Origin of the sequence: Aureimonas phyllosphaerae (genome assembly GCF_047943035.1) — a bacterium.
GTDB lineage: Bacteria > Pseudomonadota > Alphaproteobacteria > Rhizobiales > Rhizobiaceae > Aureimonas > Aureimonas phyllosphaerae.
Genome location: NZ_CP181348.1, coordinates 2,855,360 through 2,874,712, shown reverse-complemented (window position 1 = coordinate 2,874,712; position 19,353 = coordinate 2,855,360). Strand labels below are relative to the sequence as shown.

Below are 19,353 nucleotides of genomic sequence, written 5' to 3'. Positions count from 1 at the left end.
ACGCGAGCGATGTCAACGAAACGCGACCCGGATCGAAGCGTGGAGCGCGCACGAGACAAAGGGCGCGCTTCCGGAGAAGCGCGCCCCTTCGATCACCGATGCCGGGCGATGGTTACCTCAGCGCTTGATGCCGCCTCGCGCTAGCCGCTCGATCTCCTCGCGGATGAGACGCTCGACCATCTTCGGGAGGTTGTCATCCAGCCAATCGCGCAGCATCGGCTGCAGCATCTCCTGCGCCATGGCCTCCAGTGAGCGAAGCTCGCCCTGGCGGATGGCCTCGGCCAGTTCGTTAAAGGACGCGCCCACGAGTTGGCCGGTGGTCGGAGACACCAGGGGCGGCGGCACATCGCCATAACGACTGGAAGACGCACTCCCCTCATCCGCACGCCGGGCGTCGGTGTTGGCGGGCTCGAAGGCGCTGCGCTCCATCGGAGCCTCGTAGCTGGCGGGAGACTGTGGTGACTGCGACGAGGGCGCGTCGGCACCGTGTTGGAACTGCGGGTGTTCGGCCGGTGCCGCAGGCGTTTCGAAGTGGGGATGCTGGTCTTGACTCATGACGGGAGCTTCTGCCTTCGAAAAACGGTCAGTCTGAGACGGCGCCGCATCCGGCTGCGGTGCCCCGACGTCCTGGCCGATCTCGATCCGCTCCCATGTCGCCGCCAGTTCGTTTTCGAGTTCGGCGGTCAGGTGATCGTCGTCGCCGAGCGAACCCTGCTGGCCGGCATGAACCGAATCGAGCGGCGACGGAAAGCGGAGCGGCTGGGACACGTCCTGAGCCGGCGGCTCGGCCGATGACTCCTGGAACGATGCACCGGCAAGGAATGCCGGGATCTGCCGGGCTGCCCCAACCGCGGCTTCCCGATTCGCACTGGCCGACTTCTCGTCGCCTGTCTCGATGATCCGCCGGATGGATGCCAGGATCTCGTCCATTGACGGCTCCTGCGCGACACTCGCCTTGCTCATGAAACCCGTACCCGATTTGAATTCGCGGCCGCCACCCGACACGAATCTCACGGTACCGTACGCCCTCTGCCGACCGGCAGGAATCCCCAGTTCGTTCGAAGGGCGGTTTATAAACGAATTTTTAATGCGATCGGGCCCGCGAGCGCCGGCCCATCAGATGATCAGCGGCCGTCCGGGGTACGCAAGCCGTACCACTTGTCCTGAACAGCCTGGTAATGCTCTTCCGGCTCATAGCGGTCGACCGCCAGGGCGAGGCGGTCGGGAAGCAGGCTGCCGACCGCCGAGGCCAGCGTATAGGCCGCGACGATCGTATCGCGCTGCGCGCCCGCCAGGAGAATCTGCGCGGTGATCACGTCGGACTGCGCGTTCAGAACGTCGAGTGTCGTACGCTGACCGACGTTGCGCTCCTCGACGACGCCGTTCAGCGCCAACTGCGCAGCAGCGACCTGGGCGCGATAGCCCTGCACGTTGGCCTCGGCGGCCTGACGCTGGGCCCAGGCGCTCGCCACAGCAGAGCGAACCTGATCGCGGATATTGTCCACCTCGATCCGACGCTGCGAGAGCGTTTCCTTGGCCTGACGGACGCGCGAGGCGACGAGGCCGCCCTGATAAATCGGAACGGTGAGCTGCGCGCCGACCGTGCCCGAGACCTCGTTCTGCGTCACGACGCCCGGCAGATTGCCAGGATCAGGATCCTGATCCGACAGGGCGTAGGTGTTATCGATCTGCCCGGTTACGGCCAAAGTCGGAAGGCGGGCGCCCTCGGCTGATTTCACCTGGAACGATGCAGCATCGACAGCGAACTTCGTTGCTTGGATGGCTGGATGCTGTTCCTGCGAGACGCGTACGGCCTCGCCAACCGAAGACGGTATTGCACTACGATTGGGAGGGGTTCCGGCTTCAAGGTTGCCCGGGGGATCGCCGACGACGTCGAGATACTGCGCTTCGCTGCTGGCGACCTGCGAAAGTGCCGTATTCAACAGAGCGGTCGCTAGCGCCTGCTGCGCCTGCGCTTGCGCAACGTCGGTGCGTGTGCCCTCGCCCACGTCGAAACGCGCCTGCGCCGCGCGGACCTGCTCGTTCAGGAAGGCAAGGCTCTGGCGACGAAACGCAGCGACTTCGCGATCACGGCGCACGTTCATGAAGACGGTCACGGTGTCGAGAAGCGTATCCTGCACCGTGTTGTCGAGGTTTTTTTGAGAGGCACGGACCTGTGCCTGTGCGGCGTTCACATTGTTCGGGGTTTGAAAGCCATCGAACAAGGTCTGATTGATCTGAATTCCGGAGGTGATGGCTCCTGTGCGTGACCGCTGGCCGGGCAGATTGTCACCGAACGTGGTGCGGGACCGCGATCCCTGGGTCGACACGACACCCTGGACGCGCGGTCGAAGCCCTGCGCGGGCCTGCGGCACGTTCTCGTCGGTCGCGCGCAGCTGGGCACGGGCGGAATTGAGGCTCTGGCTGTTCGAATAGGCCTTGGCCAGCGCTTCCCGGAGGGTTTCGGCGCTGGCGAAATCGACGCTCGTCGCCATCAGAAGCGCCGAGAGGGAGGCCAGGATCCACGTCTTCTTGCGCAAGATGCATTCTCCGAAATCGGACGCATGCCAAACACACGGCACACGAGAGGCCCAGACGAACCTCGCCCGAACCTTATCGAGTAGGTAGTGTACCGAACGACGTGCGAACGCTAGCCTGCAAAACGGCCACATGCGGTTTTGACCAAAGGGTGTGGCGCGACTCAAACACTTGGCGAATGTATAGGCCGCCGGGACGAATACGCGCCGCCCTCTCCGCGAACGTCAGAACACGAACTCGCGCGGCTTGGCAAAGCCCGGCAACGCTGGAATGTGACAGTTGAAGGCGAAGCGGTCGGAGACGATCCCGTCCTCCTTCGTGTAGAGCTTCGCCATGCCCGAAGCTCCGGAGCGCTCGACGACCACGAGCCGGCCGCGATCCTTCAACTGGTCGATGTGCGGCTTCGGGAGCGACTCGACCGATCCCTCGAAAACGATGACGTCGTAGGGTGCCTCACCGGCCCAGCCGTCCTTCAAAGGACCGGACACGACGGCCACATTGACGATGCCAAGGGCATCGAACGCCGCACTCGCCTTCGCGGCGAGACCGGCATCCTCCTCGAGCGCGACGATCGAGCTTGCGAGATGCGACAGGACGGCCGATGAGTAGCCGGTGCCGCAGCCCACATCGAGCACGACGTCCTGCGGCCCGATCTCGGCCAGCTGAATGAGCTTGGCGAGAGGCGACGGCGAGATCAGGGCGCGACCGCTCCCGAGCGGAATATCCGAATCGATGTAGGCGAGCGCCTTCCGTTCCTCGGGCACGAAGACCTCACGCGGAACGCTCAGGAACGCACGCAGCGTCTCGTGCGACGTCACGTCGGTCGTGCGAATCTGGTTGTCCACCATCTTCACGCGGGCGGCAGCGAAATCCATGTCAGGCCTCGGCTCGATTGCTTGCCCCATCCCATATTCGCCGCCCCGCTGGCTGACAAGCGGAAGCACGAGCGGGTTGGCGGAAGCCATGGAGCAGAGGGTGGGAAATGAAGGATCCAGATCGGCGCGGTCTTGCGCGCTCATGCGTTGGAGGCCTCGCCGGGAATCGAACCCGGGTGCAAGGATTTGCAGTCCTCTGCGTCACCACTCCGCCACGAGGCCTCAACGGCGCGCTAGGTACGTGGACCCGGCGGTTTAAGCAAGCCCCGGACGGACCATTTGCATGATGGATCGATCAACGACGTCCCTTCCCTCGGCGCGGACTTTCGTCCACTCAGGCTCACCGCCTGTGTCGAACCGATGACGCCCCGATGCGTTTGCCTCGGCACGCCCGCTGTCTCACGAAGATCAAGCCCACGACGGACCCATGCTCCAGAACAAACAGATCCTGCTGGTCGAAGACGATTTCCTGATTGCGCGCCCGCTCGCCGAGCGGCTGGAGGACATGGGCGCGACCGTCATCGGCCCGACGGCCACGATCGAGGAATCGATTGCGCTGATCGCGCGAGTTCCCGACATCGATGCGGCCCTCATGGACGTCAACCTTGCCGGCGAAATGAGCTACCCAGTCGCCTACGATCTTGCACGACGCAACGTGCCGTTCGTGTTCCTGACCGCCTACGATCCGTCGTTGGTCGCGGCTCGCTTCCGCGACGTACCGGTGTTCGCCAAGCCGGTCGAGTTCGAGCGCGTTATCGAGGCGCTGCAGTCGCTGACCGACGGCAAAGCGTCATCGAACTAGATCAAGCCGCTGACCAAGGCCGCATCAAAACGACAGATGCCCACCAAGCAGAACGATGTTCAGCCCGGCAAGCCAGATCACGCTCGACAGAAGGCAACCCAGCGTCATGCCATGCGCTGCGCTGAGTGGCCCTTTCGTATGGTTCGTCATGTCCGTCCCCTCCGTCTGGCGCTCTTCTTACCGGAGCGTCCGTTGCTTCCGAGTGTATGGATCGCGGGAACCTTGGCAATCCTGCAATTGAGCGAAGCATACAATTCGACGCAAATTGTTAGCGCACAAGGACTCGACCGCAGGGATGTGTGCGAATCGCATAGCGGCCTTGCGTCATGTTGCGTTGCAACAGGACGTCAGAACCGCCATTTTCATCCTGTCAACCAAACCTTGGAGACAGGATCATGAGCATCACCCGCCGACTTCGAGCCGCCTTCCGCGCCCCGTCCCACGACGAACGCGCGTTGGCTTACTTGAATGATGCGACGTCGCTTGCCGACCTCGAGCGCCGCGAGCGCGAGATTGATTCCGGCCGCTTCCGTCAGAACCGTCACCCGTTCTGACCTCGGCGCGCCATGTCGCAGCACACGAACAGGGCGGCGGGCTAAAATGGATCTGCCGCCGTTCGCGCGAACGCGGATATGCGATCGCGCATCAGTCTGGTTTCGTATATCTGTAAAGCTTTGTGGCTCCCCGGGCCGGATTCGAACCAGCGACCGATCGATTAACAGTCGATTGCTCTACCACTGAGCTACCGGGGAAAAGTTCGCCCTGCGAACGAGGGTGCGTATACCCAGGGGTTCGCGATTTGCCAAGTGGGCCGAACGCTTTCTGCAAAAAAATCTTCCACGCCTCGTTTCCAACGAGGTTGTCCGTCACCCCTCCCGGCATCACATCCCCCGGACCGGCGGATCAGGTGAAGGCGTATGAACAGCGTGGAAGAGACGGCAGCGAAGCGACGCGAGTTCTTCCGGCTGCGCGGACATACGGTTCACATTCTCGGTCGAAAATTTCGGCTTCCCGCGAACCGTGTCGCGCGAATGGCGGTCGGGATCGGCTTCATCATTGGCGGCTTCCTAGCTTTTCTGCCGGTATTCGGCATCTGGATGCTGCCGCTCGGCCTTTTGATTCTGTCGATCGATCTCGCCTTCGTTCGCCGATGGCGACGGAAGGCGGATGTGAAGTGGGGTCGCCGGCGCCGCAGGAAGACCGCGAACGAGGAGATGTGACCCCTCGCCTTTCCCGCGCGGAACGCTTATAGCTCGCTCGAACACAACGGTGGTCCTGCTTTCGCAGACCGCCGTTCTTTCTGTTGCATGCCCGTCGGCCGCCGTTCCATCCGGCACATGGGCATTTCCCTTTCCAACGGCATCGCTCCCGACGCGAGGGCCGCGCCCGTCAGGGCCGAACACTCCAAGGACGATCCGCTTGGCCTTTCCCCCCATCCATCCCGCCCTCGCCCGGGCCCTCGAAAGCCGCAACTACCAGGAGCCGACACCGGTTCAGAAGAGCGTCGTGGAAGCCGCGGCGGAGGATCGCGACCTGCTCGTCTCAGCGCAGACCGGTTCGGGCAAGACGGTCGCCTACGGCCTCGCCATGGGCCAGACGCTCCTGCAGGACCGGGATACCCTCGGCGAAGCCGGAAATCCGCTCGGCCTCATCATCGCCCCGACACGTGAACTCGCGCTTCAGGTCAGCGATGAGTTGCGCTGGCTCTTCGCTGAAGCCGGCGCGCGCATCGTGACTTGCGTCGGCGGCATGGATGCGCGCACGGAGCAGAAGGCGTTGTTCCGCGGCGCGCATCTCGTCGTTGGAACTCCGGGACGTCTGCGCGATCATCTGGAGCGCGGCAACCTGCGTACGCAGGACCTGCAGGTCGCGGTGCTCGACGAAGCCGACGAGATGCTCAATCTCGGCTTTCGCGAAGACCTTGAGTTCATCCTGGAGGCGACGCCCGCCGAGCGCCGGACGCTGCTCTTCTCGGCGACCTTGCCCAAGCCGATCGTCGCGCTCACCAAGCGCTACCAGACGAACGCGCTGCGCATCGAGGTCGCGAACCAGAGCTCGAGCCACTCCGATATCGAGTATCGTGCGATCCGCGTCGCACCAACCGAGATCGAGCATGCGGTGGTCAACCTCCTGCGCCAGGCCGAATCGCCGACCGCCATCGTGTTCTGCAATACGCGGGAGCAGGTGCGGCATCTCCATACCGGCCTGCTGGACCGTGGGTTTGGTGCGGTGTCCCTGTCGGGCGAACTCGGACAGGCGGAACGGAACCAGGCGCTTCAGGCCCTTCGTGATGGCCGCTCGCGCGTCTGCGTGGCGACCGACGTCGCGGCGCGCGGCATCGATCTTCCGAACCTCGGCCTCGTGATCCACGCGGAACTGCCGAACGACGCCGAGACGCTGCAGCATCGCAGCGGGCGGACGGGCCGCGCGGGGCGCAAGGGCGTCTCGGTCCTCCTCGTGCCCTTGTCCAAGCGCCGCAAGGCCGATCGGCTCCTGACGGATGCCAAGATTCGCCCGATCTGGAGCGCTCCCCCTTCGGCCGACGAAATCCGCGCCCTCGACCGCGATCGGCTGCTGACCGACCCGCTGTTCTCCGACGAGGCAGGGGACGACGATCTCGCGACGGCGGGCGTACTCGTCGAGCGCTTCTCCCCGATGGAGATCGCCTCGGCCTTTGCACGTCTCTATCGCCAAAAGCTTCCGGCGCCCGAGGACATCTACGATCCGGGTCCGGGTCGCGACGACAAGACCGGCCGAAAGGCGAATGCCGAGCCGCGCAGCCGCCGCGACGGCGAGCGCGAAGAGGGAACCGGCGGTCGCCATGCCATCGGACCCGCCGTCTGGTTCCACCTCGACATCGGCCGGCGCAACAATGCCGACCCGAAATGGCTGCTCCCGCTTCTCTGCCGCCGAGGTAAGGTGACGCGCGAGGACATCGGTGCGATCCGAATCTTCGACAAGGAGACCAAGGTCGAGATCCGAGCCGATGCGGCTGAGCGTTTCGCCTCCGCAGCGCAGGGCAGCGACGACGACATCACGGTGACGCGGATGGACGGCGGCGCTCCGCCGGCCGGTCGCGATCGTGACGGCGGCGGCAACGCGAGGACCGGGCGCCCGCCACGCGCGCAGAAGGCATTCTCTCGGCGCGCCGATAGCGATGCGCCGCGTCGCGGCCCTCCGAAGTTCGGCACGAAGGGACCGGGCAAGGGTCCGGGAAAGCCCGGCAAGCCGCGCCGGGCGGACTGAGTTAGTAGTCGAAATTCAAAAACGACGTCGGGCGGCGATCACCCGCCCGACGATCGCGATAACGGTCGATCAGCTGCAGATCGCCGAGTTCAGATGCGCCGAGGACGCGGCGCCGCCCTGACGGTAGCGATACTCGACCTCCTCGACCTCGCCGCGGCGGAATGCGGAATGCCAGAGGCCGCAGCGCTCGGCGCGATCGCTGTCGCGCAGAAGATGAAGATCGACGCGCTCGTCGGCGACGAATTCCAGCGTCACCTTGTGGCCATCGAAATTGACGCCTTCCAGGATCGAGCCATCGGCCTGCGGTATCGGCAGGCTTGAGCGAAGGTCGCCGATCAGGGTGTCGGCGGTACCGACCGGGCCATAAAGTCCGCTCGCGTCGATCTCGCGGACGAGAAGCGCCGACGCCGTCAGGCTGATGCCTGCAAGCCCAGCCAGATGAACCTTGCGATTGCGAAACGCTTGCACGGCGATTCTCCAGCATGGGAGGAATTGCGATTGAAACGTTTCAATACGGAATATGTTGCAATGCGGTGAAGACCGACTAATCGTCCTGTCTAAACTTATCCACACCCGTGATCTGCGCATGCCGCTGGCGAAGCCGACGGCGCTTCTCGTCCGACAGGTCGGACGCGCAATGGGGGCAAGAGACCCCCTCCTCGAAGCGTGCATCGTTCCGTTCCTCCGGCGACAACGGGCTTCCGCAGCCGAAGCAGGACTGCCAGTCCGCCGGCCGAACCGCGGAGCCGACGGCCGTGCGGTTGTCGAAGACGTAGCAATCCCCCTGCCAGAGACTTTCAGTCGGCGGCACCACTTCGAGATACTTGAGGATGCCGCCCCTCAGATGCCTGACGTCCTCGAAGCCGTGGGCGAGGAGATAGCTCGACGCCTTCTCGCAGCGGATGCCGCCCGTGCAGAACATCGCGATACGCCGGTGCCGTTGCGGGTCGAGCGAGCGTTCGGCAAACGCCTTGAACTCCGTAAAGCTGTCGATCTCCGGATCGATCGCGTTGGCGAAGGTGCCGACTCGCGTTTCGTAGAGATTGCGAGTGTCCAGAACCAACGTTTCGGGATCGGCGATCAACGCATTCCAGTCTTGGGGCTCGACATATGTGCCGACCTGCCGCGTCGGGTCCGCCTCCGGCGCGCGCATGGTGATGATTTCCGGCCTGACGCGCACGCGAAGGCGGGCGAAGGGCTGCTCGTCAGCCGAGGAGAACTTGACCTCACCCCGTCGGATGGCGACATCGCGATCCAACCGGTCGAGAACCGCTTCCACGCCCGCCCGCGAGCCCGCAATCGTGCCGTTGATCCCCTCCGACGCCACGAGGATCGTTCCGCAGATATGCTCGCTACGACAGAACTCGTGTAGAGCATCGCGCAGACCGGTGGGGTCGGGGATGGATACGAAACGGTAGAGGGCGGCGATGGTCCAGGTCATGCCCGCCGCTATATCGCGAAGCCCGAGCGATGGCCAAGCCGCGCGACGCGGAGGACGGGATCGCTGAAGGGTAATGGAATGAGTCTTGATCTGGACCAGCGTTTCGACCCTCGGCACGGGAAGCCGGTCGCGATCGAGACCGGTATCGTGCGGGTCACCGCCCCCAACTCGGGACCCATGACCTTTCACGGGACGAACAGCTATCTGATCGGCCGTGAGCGCCTCGTCGTGGTCGACCCAGGACCGGACGATACAAACCATCTGGCGGCCTTGCTGGCGGCGATCGACGGGCGGCCAGTGGATGCGATCCTTGTCACCCACACGCACCTCGATCATTCCGGCCTCGCCGCCGCTCTGGCGCGAGCCACATCAGCGCCGCTCGTGGCGGAGGGACCGCACCGCACCTCCCGGCCGCTGCTCGAAGGCGAGATCAATCCGCTCGATGCCGCCTCCGATACCGCCTTCGCGCCCGACATCGTCGTGGAGGAAGGTTCGGAGATCGTGTTCGGCGGGACGAGGCTGCGCGGCATCCACACGCCGGGGCATACCGGCAATCACATGGCGTTCGCGCTGGAGGAGTCCGGCCTCCTGTTCTCGGGCGACCATGTCATGGCATGGGCGACAAGCATCGTCGCGCCGCCGGACGGCTCGATGACGGACTACATGCGGTCGCTCGATCGACTTCTGGCGCGTTCGGACCGCAGATACCTGCCGGGTCATGGCGGTCCGGTCGAAAACCCCGCCGCCTTCGTGCGGGGATTGCGGGCCCACAGGCGGATGCGTGAAAGCGCGGTTCTCGAGAAGGTGCGCGCCGGCCTCGACGGCGTGCCGGAGATGGTGGCGGCGATCTACCACACCACGGACCCGCGTTTGCACGGCGCGGCGGCGCTCTCCGTCCTGGCTCATCTCGAAAGCCTGATGGAGCGGGGGCTGATCGTCGCGGAAGGACCGTTCGGCCTGGCCAGTCGCTTTCGACCGGTCTGAACGGCGGCGCTATTCCTCGGGAACGATGCCTTCGGCGGCTCGCATCGCCTCGTCGACACCGTTCAGGAACGACACGATGATCCGGCGGTTCTGGCCGAGGTCGCGGTCAAGATCCCTCGAAGCGGACCGCATGTCGATGAAGGTTTGCGCCCCCTCCTCCGCGATTCGGATCGTCACGTCGCTCGGGAAGGCGAAGATTGGGGCATAGGCGACGGCCTGGATCGTGTATTCGCGGGCGTCCTTCATGGCGAAGCGATCCGGCGCCTCGGCCGCCAGGCTTCCGCGAAGCGTCGGGACCGGCACCTGTACGGTACCGCTGACGCCAAGATCCTCGCTGTCCCGCGGCGGTGTGAGGCTGCTCGCGACATCGGTGATCTCGATGCCCTCCTGCTCCAGCGCGGTGCGCGCCGCCTCGTAGACCATCGACGCCGTCGCCTGGTAATCGCGACCGGCGAGGACCGCATCGGGCGAAGCTGGCGCCGATGCGACCGGCGCAAGGGCAGCATCCACCAGCCCGGCGGTCTCGGCGCTGGAGCCTTCGGGATACTGACGGTACAGGAAGGCCGCGCCGGCAAACGGCAGCAGAGCGATGCTGGCGACGACGAGAGCCGAGACGGCCCGGCCGCCGCCGACTGCGCCGCGGCGCCAGACCTTGGCGATCGCCATCAGTGCCAGAAGAAGGCCAAATGCGGCGAGGCCGCCGGCCAGGAGAAGCGTCCACGATAGGTTCTGCAGATCGAGCAGGTTGAGCCGGAACAGGACGATGCCGACAGGAATGAGCGCGACCGCGAAGGCGGCGAAGCTCCATGCCCAACCGGCCGTGCGGGCTCGTGTCCTGATGTAGTGTCCGGCCAAGTCGTTCGCTCCGATACCTGCTGCCGCCGATCCTAGCGCAGCGCCAGGGACGGCGACACGGGGGCGCTGCGCCAGATCAATGCCGGCCGCGCGTCTTGGGCGCCGCCGCAGCGCGAAGCGCCCGCTCGAAGCGGATCGCCGCCTGCGCGGCCGCCAGACGCGCGATCGGCACGCGGTAGGGTGAGCAGGAGACGTAGTCGAGGCCGGTCCGCTCGAAGAAGGCGATGGAGTTCGGATCGCCCCCCTGCTCGCCGCAGACGCCGAGCGAGATGTCCGGGCGCGTGCGCCGGGCCTTCTCGACGCCCATCGCGATGAGTTCGCCGACGCCTTCGATGTCGAGGGACTGGAACGGGTCGCGCTCGATGATGCCCTGGCGTTCGTAGGTCGACAGGAAGTTCGCCGCGTCGTCGCGGGAAATGCCGTAGACCGTCTGCGTGAGGTCGTTGGTGCCGAACGAGAAGAAGTCGGCGACCTCGGCGATCGTGTCGGCCCGCACGATGGCGCGCGGCAGTTCGATCATGGTGCCGACGAGATAGTCGACGCTCTTGCCGCGCTCCTGCTTCACGAGTTCGGCGATCCGCTCGATGCGCGCCTTCACGAAATCGAGTTCACGCCGGAGGCCGACCAGCGGCACCATGATCTCCGGGACCACGGCCTTACCCTTGCGCTCGCCTGCCTCGATCGCCGCTTCGAAGATGGCGCGGGCCTGCATCTCCACGATCTCGGGATGCGAGATCGCCAGGCGACAACCGCGGTGGCCGAGCATCGGGTTGAACTCGTGCAGCGCCTCGATCCGCTCGGCCACGACGGCCGGGCTCATGCTGAGCATGACGGCGGTTTCGGCGATCTCCTGCTCGCCCTTCGGCAGGAATTCGTGGAGCGGCGGATCGAGAAGGCGGATCGTCACCGGCATGCCGGCCATGATCTCGAAGAGCTCGATGAAGTCGGACCGCTGAATCGGCAGGAGGCGTTCGAGTGCCGCGCGGCGACCCGCTTCGTCGGATGCGAGAATCATTTCCCGCATCATCGAGATGCGCTCGCCTTCGAAGAACATGTGCTCGGTGCGGCAGAGACCGATGCCTTCGGCGCCAAAGGCACGCGCGGCGCGGGCTTCGGCCGGTGTCTCGGCGTTGGTTCGGACCTCCATGCGCCGTGCCCGGTCGGCGAACGACATGAGCGTGGCGAAATCGCCGGTCAGCGACGGGCGCTTCAGCTTCGGCGAGCCGAGGATCACCTCGCCGGACGTTCCGTCGATCGTGATCTGGTCGCCCGCACGCAACGTGCGGCCGAGAGCGATGACGGTTCCGGCCTCCTGGTTGATGCGAAGCGATCCGGCGCCCGTCACGCACGGCTTGCCGATGCCGCGCGCCACAACGGCGGCGTGGCTTGTCGTTCCACCGCGCACGGTCAGCACGCCTTCGGTCACGTGCATCCCGTGAACGTCCTCGGGCAGCGTCTCGTTTCGCACGAGGATGGTCTTGCGACCCTCCGCCGCCACGGCGATCGCCCGTTCGGACGAGAAGACGATCTCGCCGCTCGCGGCGCCCGGCGAGGCCGGCATGCCCTTGGCGATGACGAGGACCTCCTCCCCGCGCTCGATCGTCGGGTGAAGCAGCTGATCGAGCGAGGACGGCTCGATGCGAAGGAGGGCGTCCTCCTCCGCAATCTGCCCTTCCCGCACCATCTCGACCGCGACGCGGATGGCTTCCGCGACGTTGCGCCGGGCGATGCGCGACTGCAGGAAAAACAGCTCGCCGTCGCCGACCATGAAGTCGACCTCGGTCGCATCTCCGACATGGGCCTCGATGCGGCGGACATAGTCGGTCAACGCACGAAGGTCGGCCGGAAACAGTTCGGGTTCCGCGTCGATCCGCTGGAGGCTCAAAGGCTCGCTGACCCCGGCCGGGCTCGCTCCGTCCCGGTTCCCGAACACGAATTCGCCGGTGAGGCGCGGCTCGCCGGTCTTCAGATCGCGCGACAGCGCGCGTCCCGTGCCTGACTTCTCGCCGCGTTCGTTGAAGATCATGGCGTGCACGGTGACGGCAACGCCGGCATTCTCGGCAATTCCGTGGGCCAGTCGGAAAGCGCGCGCGACCGGGCCGCGCCAACTGGCGAAGCTCGCGTCGATGACTTGGTAGAGCTGCTCCAGCGGCGTCTGCGGCATCGGACTGCCGACTTCGTCTTCGACGAAGCGCAGATAGGCCGCGATCAACCCTCGCCAGTCGACCAGGGAATGCGGCTCGTCGCCCTGCCAGCCTGCGCGGAGGCGTTCGGTCTCGGCAACTTCTTCGAAGTCGCTCGTATCCACCGCATGGATCAGGCTGCAATAGCTTTCGATGAAGCGACGATAGGCGCGGAACGCGAAGCCGACATCGCCGAGTTCTCGCGCCAGAAGCTCCACCGTTCGGCTGTTGAGACCGAGGTCCAGCACCGAATCGGCCAAGCCGGGCATGACGGAGCGTGCGCTGGTACGCACCGCGAGAAGCAGCGGCTTCTGGGCGCCGTCGAGCGTGCGCCCCGTGACGCGTTCAAGCCACTCGATCGCGGCGAGTACCTCGTTGCGCAGCGCCGGCGGGAGCGTCTCGCTTCCCTCGGCCTCGCGCCAAGCCGAGGTCGAGATCGTGAAGCCCGGCGGGACCGGAAGATCCAGCGATGCGAGCAGCGCGAGGTTGGAGCCCTTCAGCCCGAGCGCTTCTGCCGGATCCGCCGTGCGGTCCGCAGTGCCACGCATGAACGTGAACAGTCTCTTGGCCATGGAAAACCGACGCCGTCGCGGCTCGAACGAGCGCAATGTGAACTACCGGCGCCAGACATAAGTCAATCTAACGCCTGCGCCAATTGCTGCACTGCAAAAGTTTTGCGCCCGGCTGGATTCTGCCAGGCGCAAACGCAAGGGCTAGAGGTGCTTCTCGATCACCGCGGCCATCTCGTCGGCCGACAGGGCTCCGGAGTACTTGTCGCCATTGACGAAGAAGGTCGGGGTGGCGGACACGCCGAAATCGTTCTGGCCGGCGGCCTGCACCGCGACGACCTTGCCCTGAAGTTCGGTGTCCTTGAGGCAGGCCGCGAACTGGTCCTGCGTCATGCCGGCGAGCTGGGCAATCTTGAGAAGCGCGGCGGAGGCGTTCTCCGCGCCGGCCCATTCGCGCTGCTGGTCGAACAGGACATCGACCATCGCGGTGCGCTTGTCGTCGCCGGCGCAGCGCGCCAGCATGAAGGCACCGAGCGCACGCGGGTCGAACGGAAATTCGCGCAGGATCAGCTTCGCCTTTCCGGTATCGAGATAGTCCGCCTTGATCTTGGGATAGCTTTCGGAATGGAAGTCGCGGCAGTGGCTGCAGGTCATCGAGGCGTACTCGATGATGGTGACCGGTGCGTCCGCCTTGCCGATCACGATGTCCGGCAGCGCCTGCGGAGCCATGAGCTTCGCGACGTCCACGGTGCCTTCGGCGTTCGGAGCCGTCACGGCCGAAGGATTGGTCTGCGGAGCGGCAGCCGGTGCCGCTGCCGCCGGGGTCTCGGTCTGCGCGAAAGCTGGCGCCGCGCTTCCAAGCGCCAGCCCAGCAGTCAGGAGGCCGGCGAGCAGCGCACGGGCGCGCGGGTTGGAGGTCCGGGTGCGGGTCGAGGAGACGAGCATCGAGTGATCAGCCTTTCGCAGAAGCCACGATTCGGTTTCGCTTATGGCACGTAGGCGATCAAATGTGGCGATCCAACGTGCGCCTCAGCGCCCGTCGCCCTTGGGGCGGACGGCGTTCCGTCGCAGGACGCTCTCACCCAGCCGTTCCAGCGCCCTGCGCAGGTTGTCGCTCTCGATGCGTGCGGTCGCCTCCCGGATCGTGTCGCGATGGCTCGCCGTCAGCGGCCCGACCGGCGGCTTTCGGTTCGGTCGCACCTGCCGAACGGCGCGTTGCACGATCTTGATCTTGTCCACCGCGCGATAGCCGAAATAGTCGTTCACGCGCGAGAGGATCGTTTCGACTTCGTGCTGGAGCCGAAGCGCGAACGCACCTTCGCACGCGATGACGAGGGTCGCCGGCGGCGTCGTCTCGTCGCCGTAGCCCTTCGGCCAGACCAGCTTCTCCGGCCGGCAGCCTTCCTCGAGCCGGGGCCCGACGATCTCCGGCCACGCCCCGATCAGGTCGAGCGACATTCCGGCCTTGCGCGCCACCACGGGCTCGACGAGTTGCGACACGAGATCGCCGATCGGCCGAGCCGCCCGTCGCAGCCCCCAAGGCGACTTCGAACTCACGGCATGACCGCCGGCAGACCGCCGAATGGTCGTCTTCGGCGCAGTTCGGTGAGGATCACCGCCATGCTCGCAAAGGCGACCAGCACCATCCATTCGTTCAGAAGAACGCCGTGGAAGAGTCCGAAGACGAGGGTGAAGGCAACCAGCGCGACGCTGGCATCCCGCACGACCGGATCGTCCGCGCGGCGGAATGCGCCCGAGAGGAAGGTCACCACAGCCCCCGACATGAGCAGAACGCCGACAAGCCCGCTCGACAGCGCCTCATCAAGGACGAGATTGTGCAGGTGCTGGTAGCGCAGGATCTCACGCGCGTTCGGACCTGCTTCCTCGGCCACGAGGTCCATGCGCGCCGTGCCGCCGACGCCGATGAACGGATGCTCGGCAAGGACCCGGACCGCGGACGACCACATCGCCATGCGCGTATCCACCGAGCCGACCGCCAAGCCCGTCGCCTCGTAGGCCTCCATCTCCGAGATGCCCGACTCGATGCGGTCGAGCAGGAAGCCGCCGACCGGCACGACCGCCGTCATCGCGGCGACGATGCCCGCGACCAGCGCGATCGCGGCCCGTCTTCCAGTTGCCCGCAGACGAGGAAGCGCGCGGCGCAGGTCGAGGAGCGCCACGACCACGAAGAGGAGCATGGCGGCGCGGGTGCCGCTGAGGACGATCGGAACGGCCCCGAGATAGGTCCAGAACCGCCCGTCCGGAAGGAAGCGCCATCGCCCACCGGTCGGCAGCCGCGCCGCAATGGCCACGGCGCCGACCACGAAGGCGAAGATCGCTTCGTTCTTGCCGAGGCCGACGCGCGCACCGGTCATCGCATAGTCGATCGGAGCCAGGATCACCAGTGCGATCACCCCGACCCGCGCGCCCCAGGCCAGGGCATGCGCCGGATGGCGCACGAGACCGAGGCCGAGCGGAAGGAGGGCGCAGGCGAACTCGAGACCGGCATACGACAGGACGCGGTTCCCATCGAGGGATTCGCCGCGCACGAGGCTGAGGCCGATCTGCCAGATCGCCCAGGCGGCAAGCGTACTCGTGAAGACGACGGGCGCGCCGCGCCAAGAGCGGGGGCGCGCAAGCGCGAGATACAGACCGCAGACGGAGAAGAAGAGAAACGCGATCTTGCCCACCGAGATCAGCAGAGACAGGCAGAGCATGCCGACGGCGAGCACCATCGGGTCCCATCGGCGACGGCGGAGGAGCAGCGTCTTCACCGTCATCTCGCCCGCTCCGCTGCGAACGCATAAGCGATCCGGCGCACCAGTTCGCTTGCGCGGAAGACGAGCGTCGGCAGACGACGCCAGGGCTTCAGCTTGCGGGAGCCGTAGCGCCCGCCGACCTCGATCTGGCTGGTCTTGGAGCGCTGGCTGAAAGCGACGAGATCGTCCCAGATGTCGAACGTTCGGAGCTTCGTGTCCCACCCGCGCTCAATCGCGACGTCGAACGGAAGCGACATAGGCTTCAACGCTTCCGCGAGCCGCTGTGCGGCGGTTCGGCGCACGATATAGGCGGCCGCGCTGCCCGTCGGACCGTGAAACGAGGCCGCCAGCGTCCTGCCTTCGGGAAGCACCCGCAATCGACGTCGCGAGGGCCGCCTGTGATGGGCAAAGCGCACGACGTCCCAGTCGTCCCGGGATGCCAGCGCCTGAAGGACCGCCAGCATCTCCGGGCGCGGGCGAACGTCGTCCTCGAACACGACGCCGGCCTCGGCTGCACCGGCTGCAACGGCTTCGATCGCCTTGAGATGGCTGAGATAGCAACCATACTCGCCAGCCGCCGGCCTCTTGCCGTGGCGTCGCAGGAAGCGGGGCGTATCGAGCAGGTCGCGTTCGGCCTCCGGGATCGCCTTCCCATCGACCCCGGCGACCCGTATCAGGTCGATGCCAGCAGCCGCCATGTCGGCGCGAATGTCCGCGAGGCGCTCGGGCGACCGGTCGAGATTGATGACGAAGAAATCGATACGCACGATGCCGGCCCGAACGAGGGGCGATGAAGGCCCGGAAGGGCGGTTGGATGGACGGCCCCCGGAGGGAAGTCAACCCGACCGCATCGACGGGCGTTTCGCCGCCGCCCTCCTCCATTGGTACGACCGGCATGCCCGCACCCTGCCCTGGCGCGTCGCCCCCGCCGACCTTCGGGCCGGCATCCGCCCTGATCCTTATCGCGTGTGGATGTCGGAGATCATGCTGCAGCAGACCACCGTCGCGGCGGTAAAGAGTTACTTCGCGACCTTCACCGAGCGCTGGCCGACCGTCGAAGCCTTGGCGGCCGCGGAAGATGCCGAGGTGATGGGTGCCTGGGCCGGCCTCGGCTATTATGCACGCGCCCGCAATCTCCTTGCCTGCGCCCGCGTGGTCGCGGGCGAGCGAGGCGGACGTTTCCCCGAGACCGCCGCGCAGCTTCGCTCGCTGCCCGGGGTCGGCGACTACACCTCGGCCGCCGTCGCCGCGATCGCCTTCGACGAGCCGGCGGCGGTGGTCGACGGCAATATCGAACGGATCGCCACGCGCATCGCCTGCATCGAAACGCCTCTGCCAGCGGCCCGCAAGCCGATCCGGGCGCTCGTCCGGGAACTGACGCCGCAGACGAGACCGGGCGATTTCGCGCAGGCGATGATGGATCTCGGCGCCACGATCTGTACGCCGCGCAAGCCGGCCTGCGTCCTATGCCCCGTAACCGATCATTGTGAGGCGCGCCGGCAGGGCCGACAGGAGGCGTTTCCGGTCAAGGCGGCGAAGGGCGCGAAGCCCGCCCGCGTTGGCGCCGCCTTCGTTCTGCGCCGACCGGCAGATGGTGCGGTCTGGCTGCGCCGCCGCCCGGCCGCCGGTCTGCTGGGCAGCATGAGCGAGCCGCCGACGACCGCCTGGAGCTCGCGTGGCGACGGCGCGACAGGCGCCGAGGCCGCGCCCGTCGCCGGCGATTGGCATCTCGCCGGCTTCGTGCCGCACGGCTTCACCCATTTCGACCTGACGCTCGAAGTCTGGGTCGCCGATCGGACGGACGATCCGCCGATCGAGGGCTGGTGGGCCTCTCCCGAGAGCCTCGCGAACGAGGCCCTGCCGACCCTGATGCGCAGGGTGCTCGAGCGGGCCGGAGTGGCTTAGGCCGGCGCGCCGGCCATCTGGTCGCGCACGATCTGGCGAAGCTCGTCGATGACGCGCAGTCGCCCGTTCTCCCGCACGTGCCAGAAGGTCCAGCCGTTGCAGGCGTCGAGACCCTGGACCTTCGCGCCGATCCGATGGATCGAGGCCGCCTCGCCGCCGACAGCGATCGTGCCGTCGGCGCGCACGTTCGCACGCCAGCGCCCCTTGGCATCGGTCAGCTCGGTCCCGGGCGTGACGAGGCCGGACTCGACGAGGCTGGCGAAAGGCACGCGCGGTTCGGCGCGCTTTCCGGCCGCGACGCGCAGGATGTCCGCCCCGAGCGGCTCGACCGACAGGATGCGGTCGGTCGCCGCGTCGATATAATCGTCCTCGCGCTCGATCCCGACGAAGTTGCGCCCGAGCCGCTTGGCGACGGCGCCCGTCGTGCCCGTGCCGAAGAACGGGTCGAGGATCGTGTCGCCGGGCTTCGTCGAGGACAGGATGATGCGCGCCAGCAGTGCTTCCGGCTTCTGCGTCGGATGGACCTTCTGCCCGTCGTCGTCCTTCAGCCGCTCGCCGCCCGAACAGATCGGGAACAGCCAGTCGGACCGCATCTGCGTGTCGTCGTTGGCTGCCTTCATCGCATCGTAGTTGAACGTGTAGGCCTTCGCGTCGGCATTCTTCGACGCCCAGATCATGGTCTCATGGGCGTTCTGGAACCTCCGGCCGCGGAAGTTCGGCATCGGGTTGCTCTTGCGCCAGACGACGTCGTTCAGGATCCAGAAGCCGAGGTCCTGCATGATCGCGCCGACGCGGAAGATGTTGTGATAGGAGCCGATCACCCAGATCGTTCCATTCGGCTTGAGGAGGCGCCGCGCCGCCAGCAGCCAGGCACGGGTGAAAGCGTCGTACGCGGCGAAGCTTTCGAACTGGTCCCAGGCGTCGTCCACCGCATCGACCTTCGACTGGTCGGGCCGGTGAAGGTCGCCACCGAGCTGAAGGTTGTACGGCGGATCGGCAAAGATCGCGTCGACCGACTTCTCGGGCAGCGCCGCCATGCGCGAAACGCAGTCGCCCTTGATGATGGTGTTTAACCATTCGGGCTTGGCGGAAAGCTCGACGGGAAGACGGTGCAGGGTCTGCAGTTTCGACATCGGGCTACCTTGGACTCGCGACTGAACTCACGAGCACATGGTTACCGAACGAGCTTAATGATCGGTGAACCCGCGCCGGGTGTTCAGGTCGCCGACCCTGTGCTACCGCGTCCGCGTCTCCCC

19 protein-coding genes and 2 tRNA genes are annotated in these 19,353 nt (G+C 66.2%); 6 read left to right on the top strand and 15 right to left on the bottom strand.

Translation table 11 applies throughout. The annotated features are described in order from the left end of the window. Positions 1–117: 117 nt before the first annotated feature. The 4 genes from ACLNGM_RS13650 to ACLNGM_RS13635 form a co-directional block, all read right to left on the bottom strand. Positions 118–930, bottom strand: a complete 813-nt coding sequence (locus tag ACLNGM_RS13650) for a DUF2497 domain-containing protein (RefSeq protein ID WP_416355338.1) — start codon at positions 928–930, stop codon at positions 118–120. A gap of 194 nt (positions 931–1,124) precedes the next feature. Then, the gene (locus ACLNGM_RS13645; protein ID WP_090960231.1) at positions 1,125–2,495 is read right to left on the bottom strand and encodes a TolC family outer membrane protein; all 1,371 of its coding nucleotides are present in this window, start codon (positions 2,493–2,495) and stop codon (positions 1,125–1,127) included. Between the two features lie 267 nt (positions 2,496–2,762). Continuing rightward, the gene (locus tag ACLNGM_RS13640; RefSeq protein ID WP_090960038.1) at positions 2,763–3,413 is read right to left on the bottom strand and encodes a protein-L-isoaspartate O-methyltransferase family protein; all 651 of its coding nucleotides are present in this window, start codon (positions 3,411–3,413) and stop codon (positions 2,763–2,765) included. 148 nt (positions 3,414–3,561) lie between these two features. Then, positions 3,562–3,635, bottom strand: a tRNA-Cys gene (locus tag ACLNGM_RS13635). 205 nt (positions 3,636–3,840) lie between these two features. On the opposite strand from ACLNGM_RS13635, the gene ACLNGM_RS13630 reads away from it, so the two are divergent. Beyond that, on the top strand, positions 3,841–4,215 hold the full coding sequence (locus ACLNGM_RS13630) for a response regulator (RefSeq protein ID WP_416355337.1): 375 nt from the start codon (positions 3,841–3,843) through the stop codon (positions 4,213–4,215). A gap of 24 nt (positions 4,216–4,239) precedes the next feature. Here the strand turns inward: ACLNGM_RS13630 and ACLNGM_RS13625 are convergent, their stop codons facing one another. Next, complete coding sequence (locus tag ACLNGM_RS13625) at positions 4,240–4,365, bottom strand: hypothetical protein (protein WP_280141077.1); 126 nt, start codon at positions 4,363–4,365, stop codon at positions 4,240–4,242. A 245-nt stretch (positions 4,366–4,610) separates the two neighbouring features. Between ACLNGM_RS13625 and ACLNGM_RS13620 the strand changes: the two genes are divergently transcribed. Beyond that, entirely contained in the window at positions 4,611–4,769 is a 159-nt protein-coding gene (locus ACLNGM_RS13620; RefSeq protein WP_416355336.1) for a DUF3563 family protein, read from the top strand. Between the two features lie 123 nt (positions 4,770–4,892). On the opposite strand, the gene ACLNGM_RS13615 is transcribed toward ACLNGM_RS13620, so the two are convergent. Continuing rightward, positions 4,893–4,967: transfer RNA gene (locus tag ACLNGM_RS13615), tRNA-Asn, on the bottom strand. A 165-nt stretch (positions 4,968–5,132) separates the two neighbouring features. Between ACLNGM_RS13615 and ACLNGM_RS13610 the strand changes: the two genes are divergently transcribed. Both ACLNGM_RS13610 and ACLNGM_RS13605 read left to right on the top strand, forming a co-directional pair. Continuing rightward, positions 5,133–5,435, top strand: a complete 303-nt coding sequence (locus ACLNGM_RS13610; protein ID WP_416355335.1) for a hypothetical protein — start codon at positions 5,133–5,135, stop codon at positions 5,433–5,435. A gap of 199 nt (positions 5,436–5,634) precedes the next feature. After that, positions 5,635–7,461 (top strand): DEAD/DEAH box helicase, encoded by a 1,827-nt coding sequence (locus ACLNGM_RS13605; RefSeq protein ID WP_416355334.1) that lies wholly within the window; start codon positions 5,635–5,637, stop codon positions 7,459–7,461. A gap of 69 nt (positions 7,462–7,530) precedes the next feature. On the opposite strand, the gene ACLNGM_RS13600 is transcribed toward ACLNGM_RS13605, so the two are convergent. Then, positions 7,531–7,929 (bottom strand): hypothetical protein, encoded by a 399-nt coding sequence (locus tag ACLNGM_RS13600; protein WP_090960054.1) that lies wholly within the window; start codon positions 7,927–7,929, stop codon positions 7,531–7,533. A gap of 76 nt (positions 7,930–8,005) precedes the next feature. Next, entirely contained in the window at positions 8,006–8,902 is an 897-nt protein-coding gene (locus ACLNGM_RS13595; RefSeq protein WP_090960057.1) for a rhodanese-related sulfurtransferase, read from the bottom strand. Between the two features lie 78 nt (positions 8,903–8,980). Here ACLNGM_RS13595 and ACLNGM_RS13590 point away from each other — a divergent pair, with 78 nt between their 5' ends. Then, positions 8,981–9,886, top strand: a complete 906-nt coding sequence (locus ACLNGM_RS13590; RefSeq protein ID WP_416355333.1) for an MBL fold metallo-hydrolase — start codon at positions 8,981–8,983, stop codon at positions 9,884–9,886. A gap of 9 nt (positions 9,887–9,895) precedes the next feature. Here the strand turns inward: ACLNGM_RS13590 and ACLNGM_RS13585 are convergent, their stop codons facing one another. The 6 genes from ACLNGM_RS13585 to ACLNGM_RS13560 form a co-directional block, all read right to left on the bottom strand. After that, positions 9,896–10,741, bottom strand: a complete 846-nt coding sequence (locus ACLNGM_RS13585) for a DUF1499 domain-containing protein (RefSeq protein ID WP_416355332.1) — start codon at positions 10,739–10,741, stop codon at positions 9,896–9,898. Positions 10,742–10,817: 76 nt separating this feature from the next. Further along, positions 10,818–13,496 (bottom strand): pyruvate, phosphate dikinase, encoded by a 2,679-nt coding sequence (gene ppdK / locus ACLNGM_RS13580; protein ID WP_416355331.1) that lies wholly within the window; start codon positions 13,494–13,496, stop codon positions 10,818–10,820. A gap of 141 nt (positions 13,497–13,637) precedes the next feature. Further along, positions 13,638–14,378 (bottom strand): DsbA family protein, encoded by a 741-nt coding sequence (locus ACLNGM_RS13575; RefSeq protein WP_416355330.1) that lies wholly within the window; start codon positions 14,376–14,378, stop codon positions 13,638–13,640. A gap of 84 nt (positions 14,379–14,462) precedes the next feature. Next, on the bottom strand, positions 14,463–14,990 hold the full coding sequence (locus ACLNGM_RS13570; protein WP_416355329.1) for a DUF721 domain-containing protein: 528 nt from the start codon (positions 14,988–14,990) through the stop codon (positions 14,463–14,465). Beyond that, positions 14,987–16,213 (bottom strand): O-antigen ligase family protein, encoded by a 1,227-nt coding sequence (locus ACLNGM_RS13565; RefSeq protein WP_416355328.1) that lies wholly within the window; start codon positions 16,211–16,213, stop codon positions 14,987–14,989. The genes ACLNGM_RS13570 and ACLNGM_RS13565 overlap by 4 nt, the downstream gene beginning before the upstream one ends. Beyond that, the gene (locus tag ACLNGM_RS13560) at positions 16,210–16,959 is read right to left on the bottom strand and encodes a glycosyltransferase family 25 protein (RefSeq protein WP_416355327.1); all 750 of its coding nucleotides are present in this window, start codon (positions 16,957–16,959) and stop codon (positions 16,210–16,212) included. Before ACLNGM_RS13560 ends, ACLNGM_RS13565 begins: the two co-directional genes overlap by 4 nt. Before the next feature lie 43 nt (positions 16,960–17,002). Between ACLNGM_RS13560 and mutY the strand changes: the two genes are divergently transcribed. Further along, positions 17,003–18,097, top strand: coding sequence for an A/G-specific adenine glycosylase (gene mutY, locus ACLNGM_RS13555; protein ID WP_416355326.1), 1,095 nt, complete (start codon positions 17,003–17,005; stop codon positions 18,095–18,097). Here mutY and ACLNGM_RS13550 read toward each other — a convergent pair. Beyond that, positions 18,094–19,230, bottom strand: coding sequence for a site-specific DNA-methyltransferase (locus ACLNGM_RS13550; RefSeq protein WP_416355325.1), 1,137 nt, complete (start codon positions 19,228–19,230; stop codon positions 18,094–18,096). The two genes, mutY and ACLNGM_RS13550, sit on opposite strands and share 4 nt — an antisense overlap. Between the last annotated feature and the right edge of the window lie 123 nt (positions 19,231–19,353).

Excerpts from the sequence above, each read along its gene's own strand:
- ACLNGM_RS13650 (WP_416355338.1), bottom strand. The coding sequence starts at position 930 with ATGGACGAGATCCTGGCATCCATCCGGCGGATCATCGAGACAGGCGAC.
- ACLNGM_RS13645 (WP_090960231.1), bottom strand. The coding sequence starts at position 2,495 with ATGGCGACGAGCGTCGATTTCGCCAGCGCCGAAACCCTCCGGGAAGCG.
- ACLNGM_RS13640 (WP_090960038.1), bottom strand. The coding sequence starts at position 3,413 with ATGGATTTCGCTGCCGCCCGCGTGAAGATGGTGGACAACCAGATTCGC.
- ACLNGM_RS13630 (WP_416355337.1), top strand. The coding sequence starts at position 3,841 with ATGCTCCAGAACAAACAGATCCTGCTGGTCGAAGACGATTTCCTGATT.
- ACLNGM_RS13625 (WP_280141077.1), bottom strand. The coding sequence starts at position 4,365 with ATGACGAACCATACGAAAGGGCCACTCAGCGCAGCGCATGGCATGACG.
- ACLNGM_RS13620 (WP_416355336.1), top strand. The coding sequence starts at position 4,611 with ATGAGCATCACCCGCCGACTTCGAGCCGCCTTCCGCGCCCCGTCCCAC.
- ACLNGM_RS13610 (WP_416355335.1), top strand. The coding sequence starts at position 5,133 with ATGAACAGCGTGGAAGAGACGGCAGCGAAGCGACGCGAGTTCTTCCGG.
- ACLNGM_RS13595 (WP_090960057.1), bottom strand. The coding sequence starts at position 8,902 with ATGACCTGGACCATCGCCGCCCTCTACCGTTTCGTATCCATCCCCGAC.
- ACLNGM_RS13590 (WP_416355333.1), top strand. The coding sequence starts at position 8,981 with ATGAGTCTTGATCTGGACCAGCGTTTCGACCCTCGGCACGGGAAGCCG.
- ppdK (WP_416355331.1), bottom strand. The coding sequence starts at position 13,496 with ATGGCCAAGAGACTGTTCACGTTCATGCGTGGCACTGCGGACCGCACG.
- ACLNGM_RS13575 (WP_416355330.1), bottom strand. The coding sequence starts at position 14,378 with ATGCTCGTCTCCTCGACCCGCACCCGGACCTCCAACCCGCGCGCCCGT.
- ACLNGM_RS13565 (WP_416355328.1), bottom strand. The coding sequence starts at position 16,213 with ATGACGGTGAAGACGCTGCTCCTCCGCCGTCGCCGATGGGACCCGATG.
- ACLNGM_RS13550 (WP_416355325.1), bottom strand. The coding sequence starts at position 19,230 with ATGTCGAAACTGCAGACCCTGCACCGTCTTCCCGTCGAGCTTTCCGCC.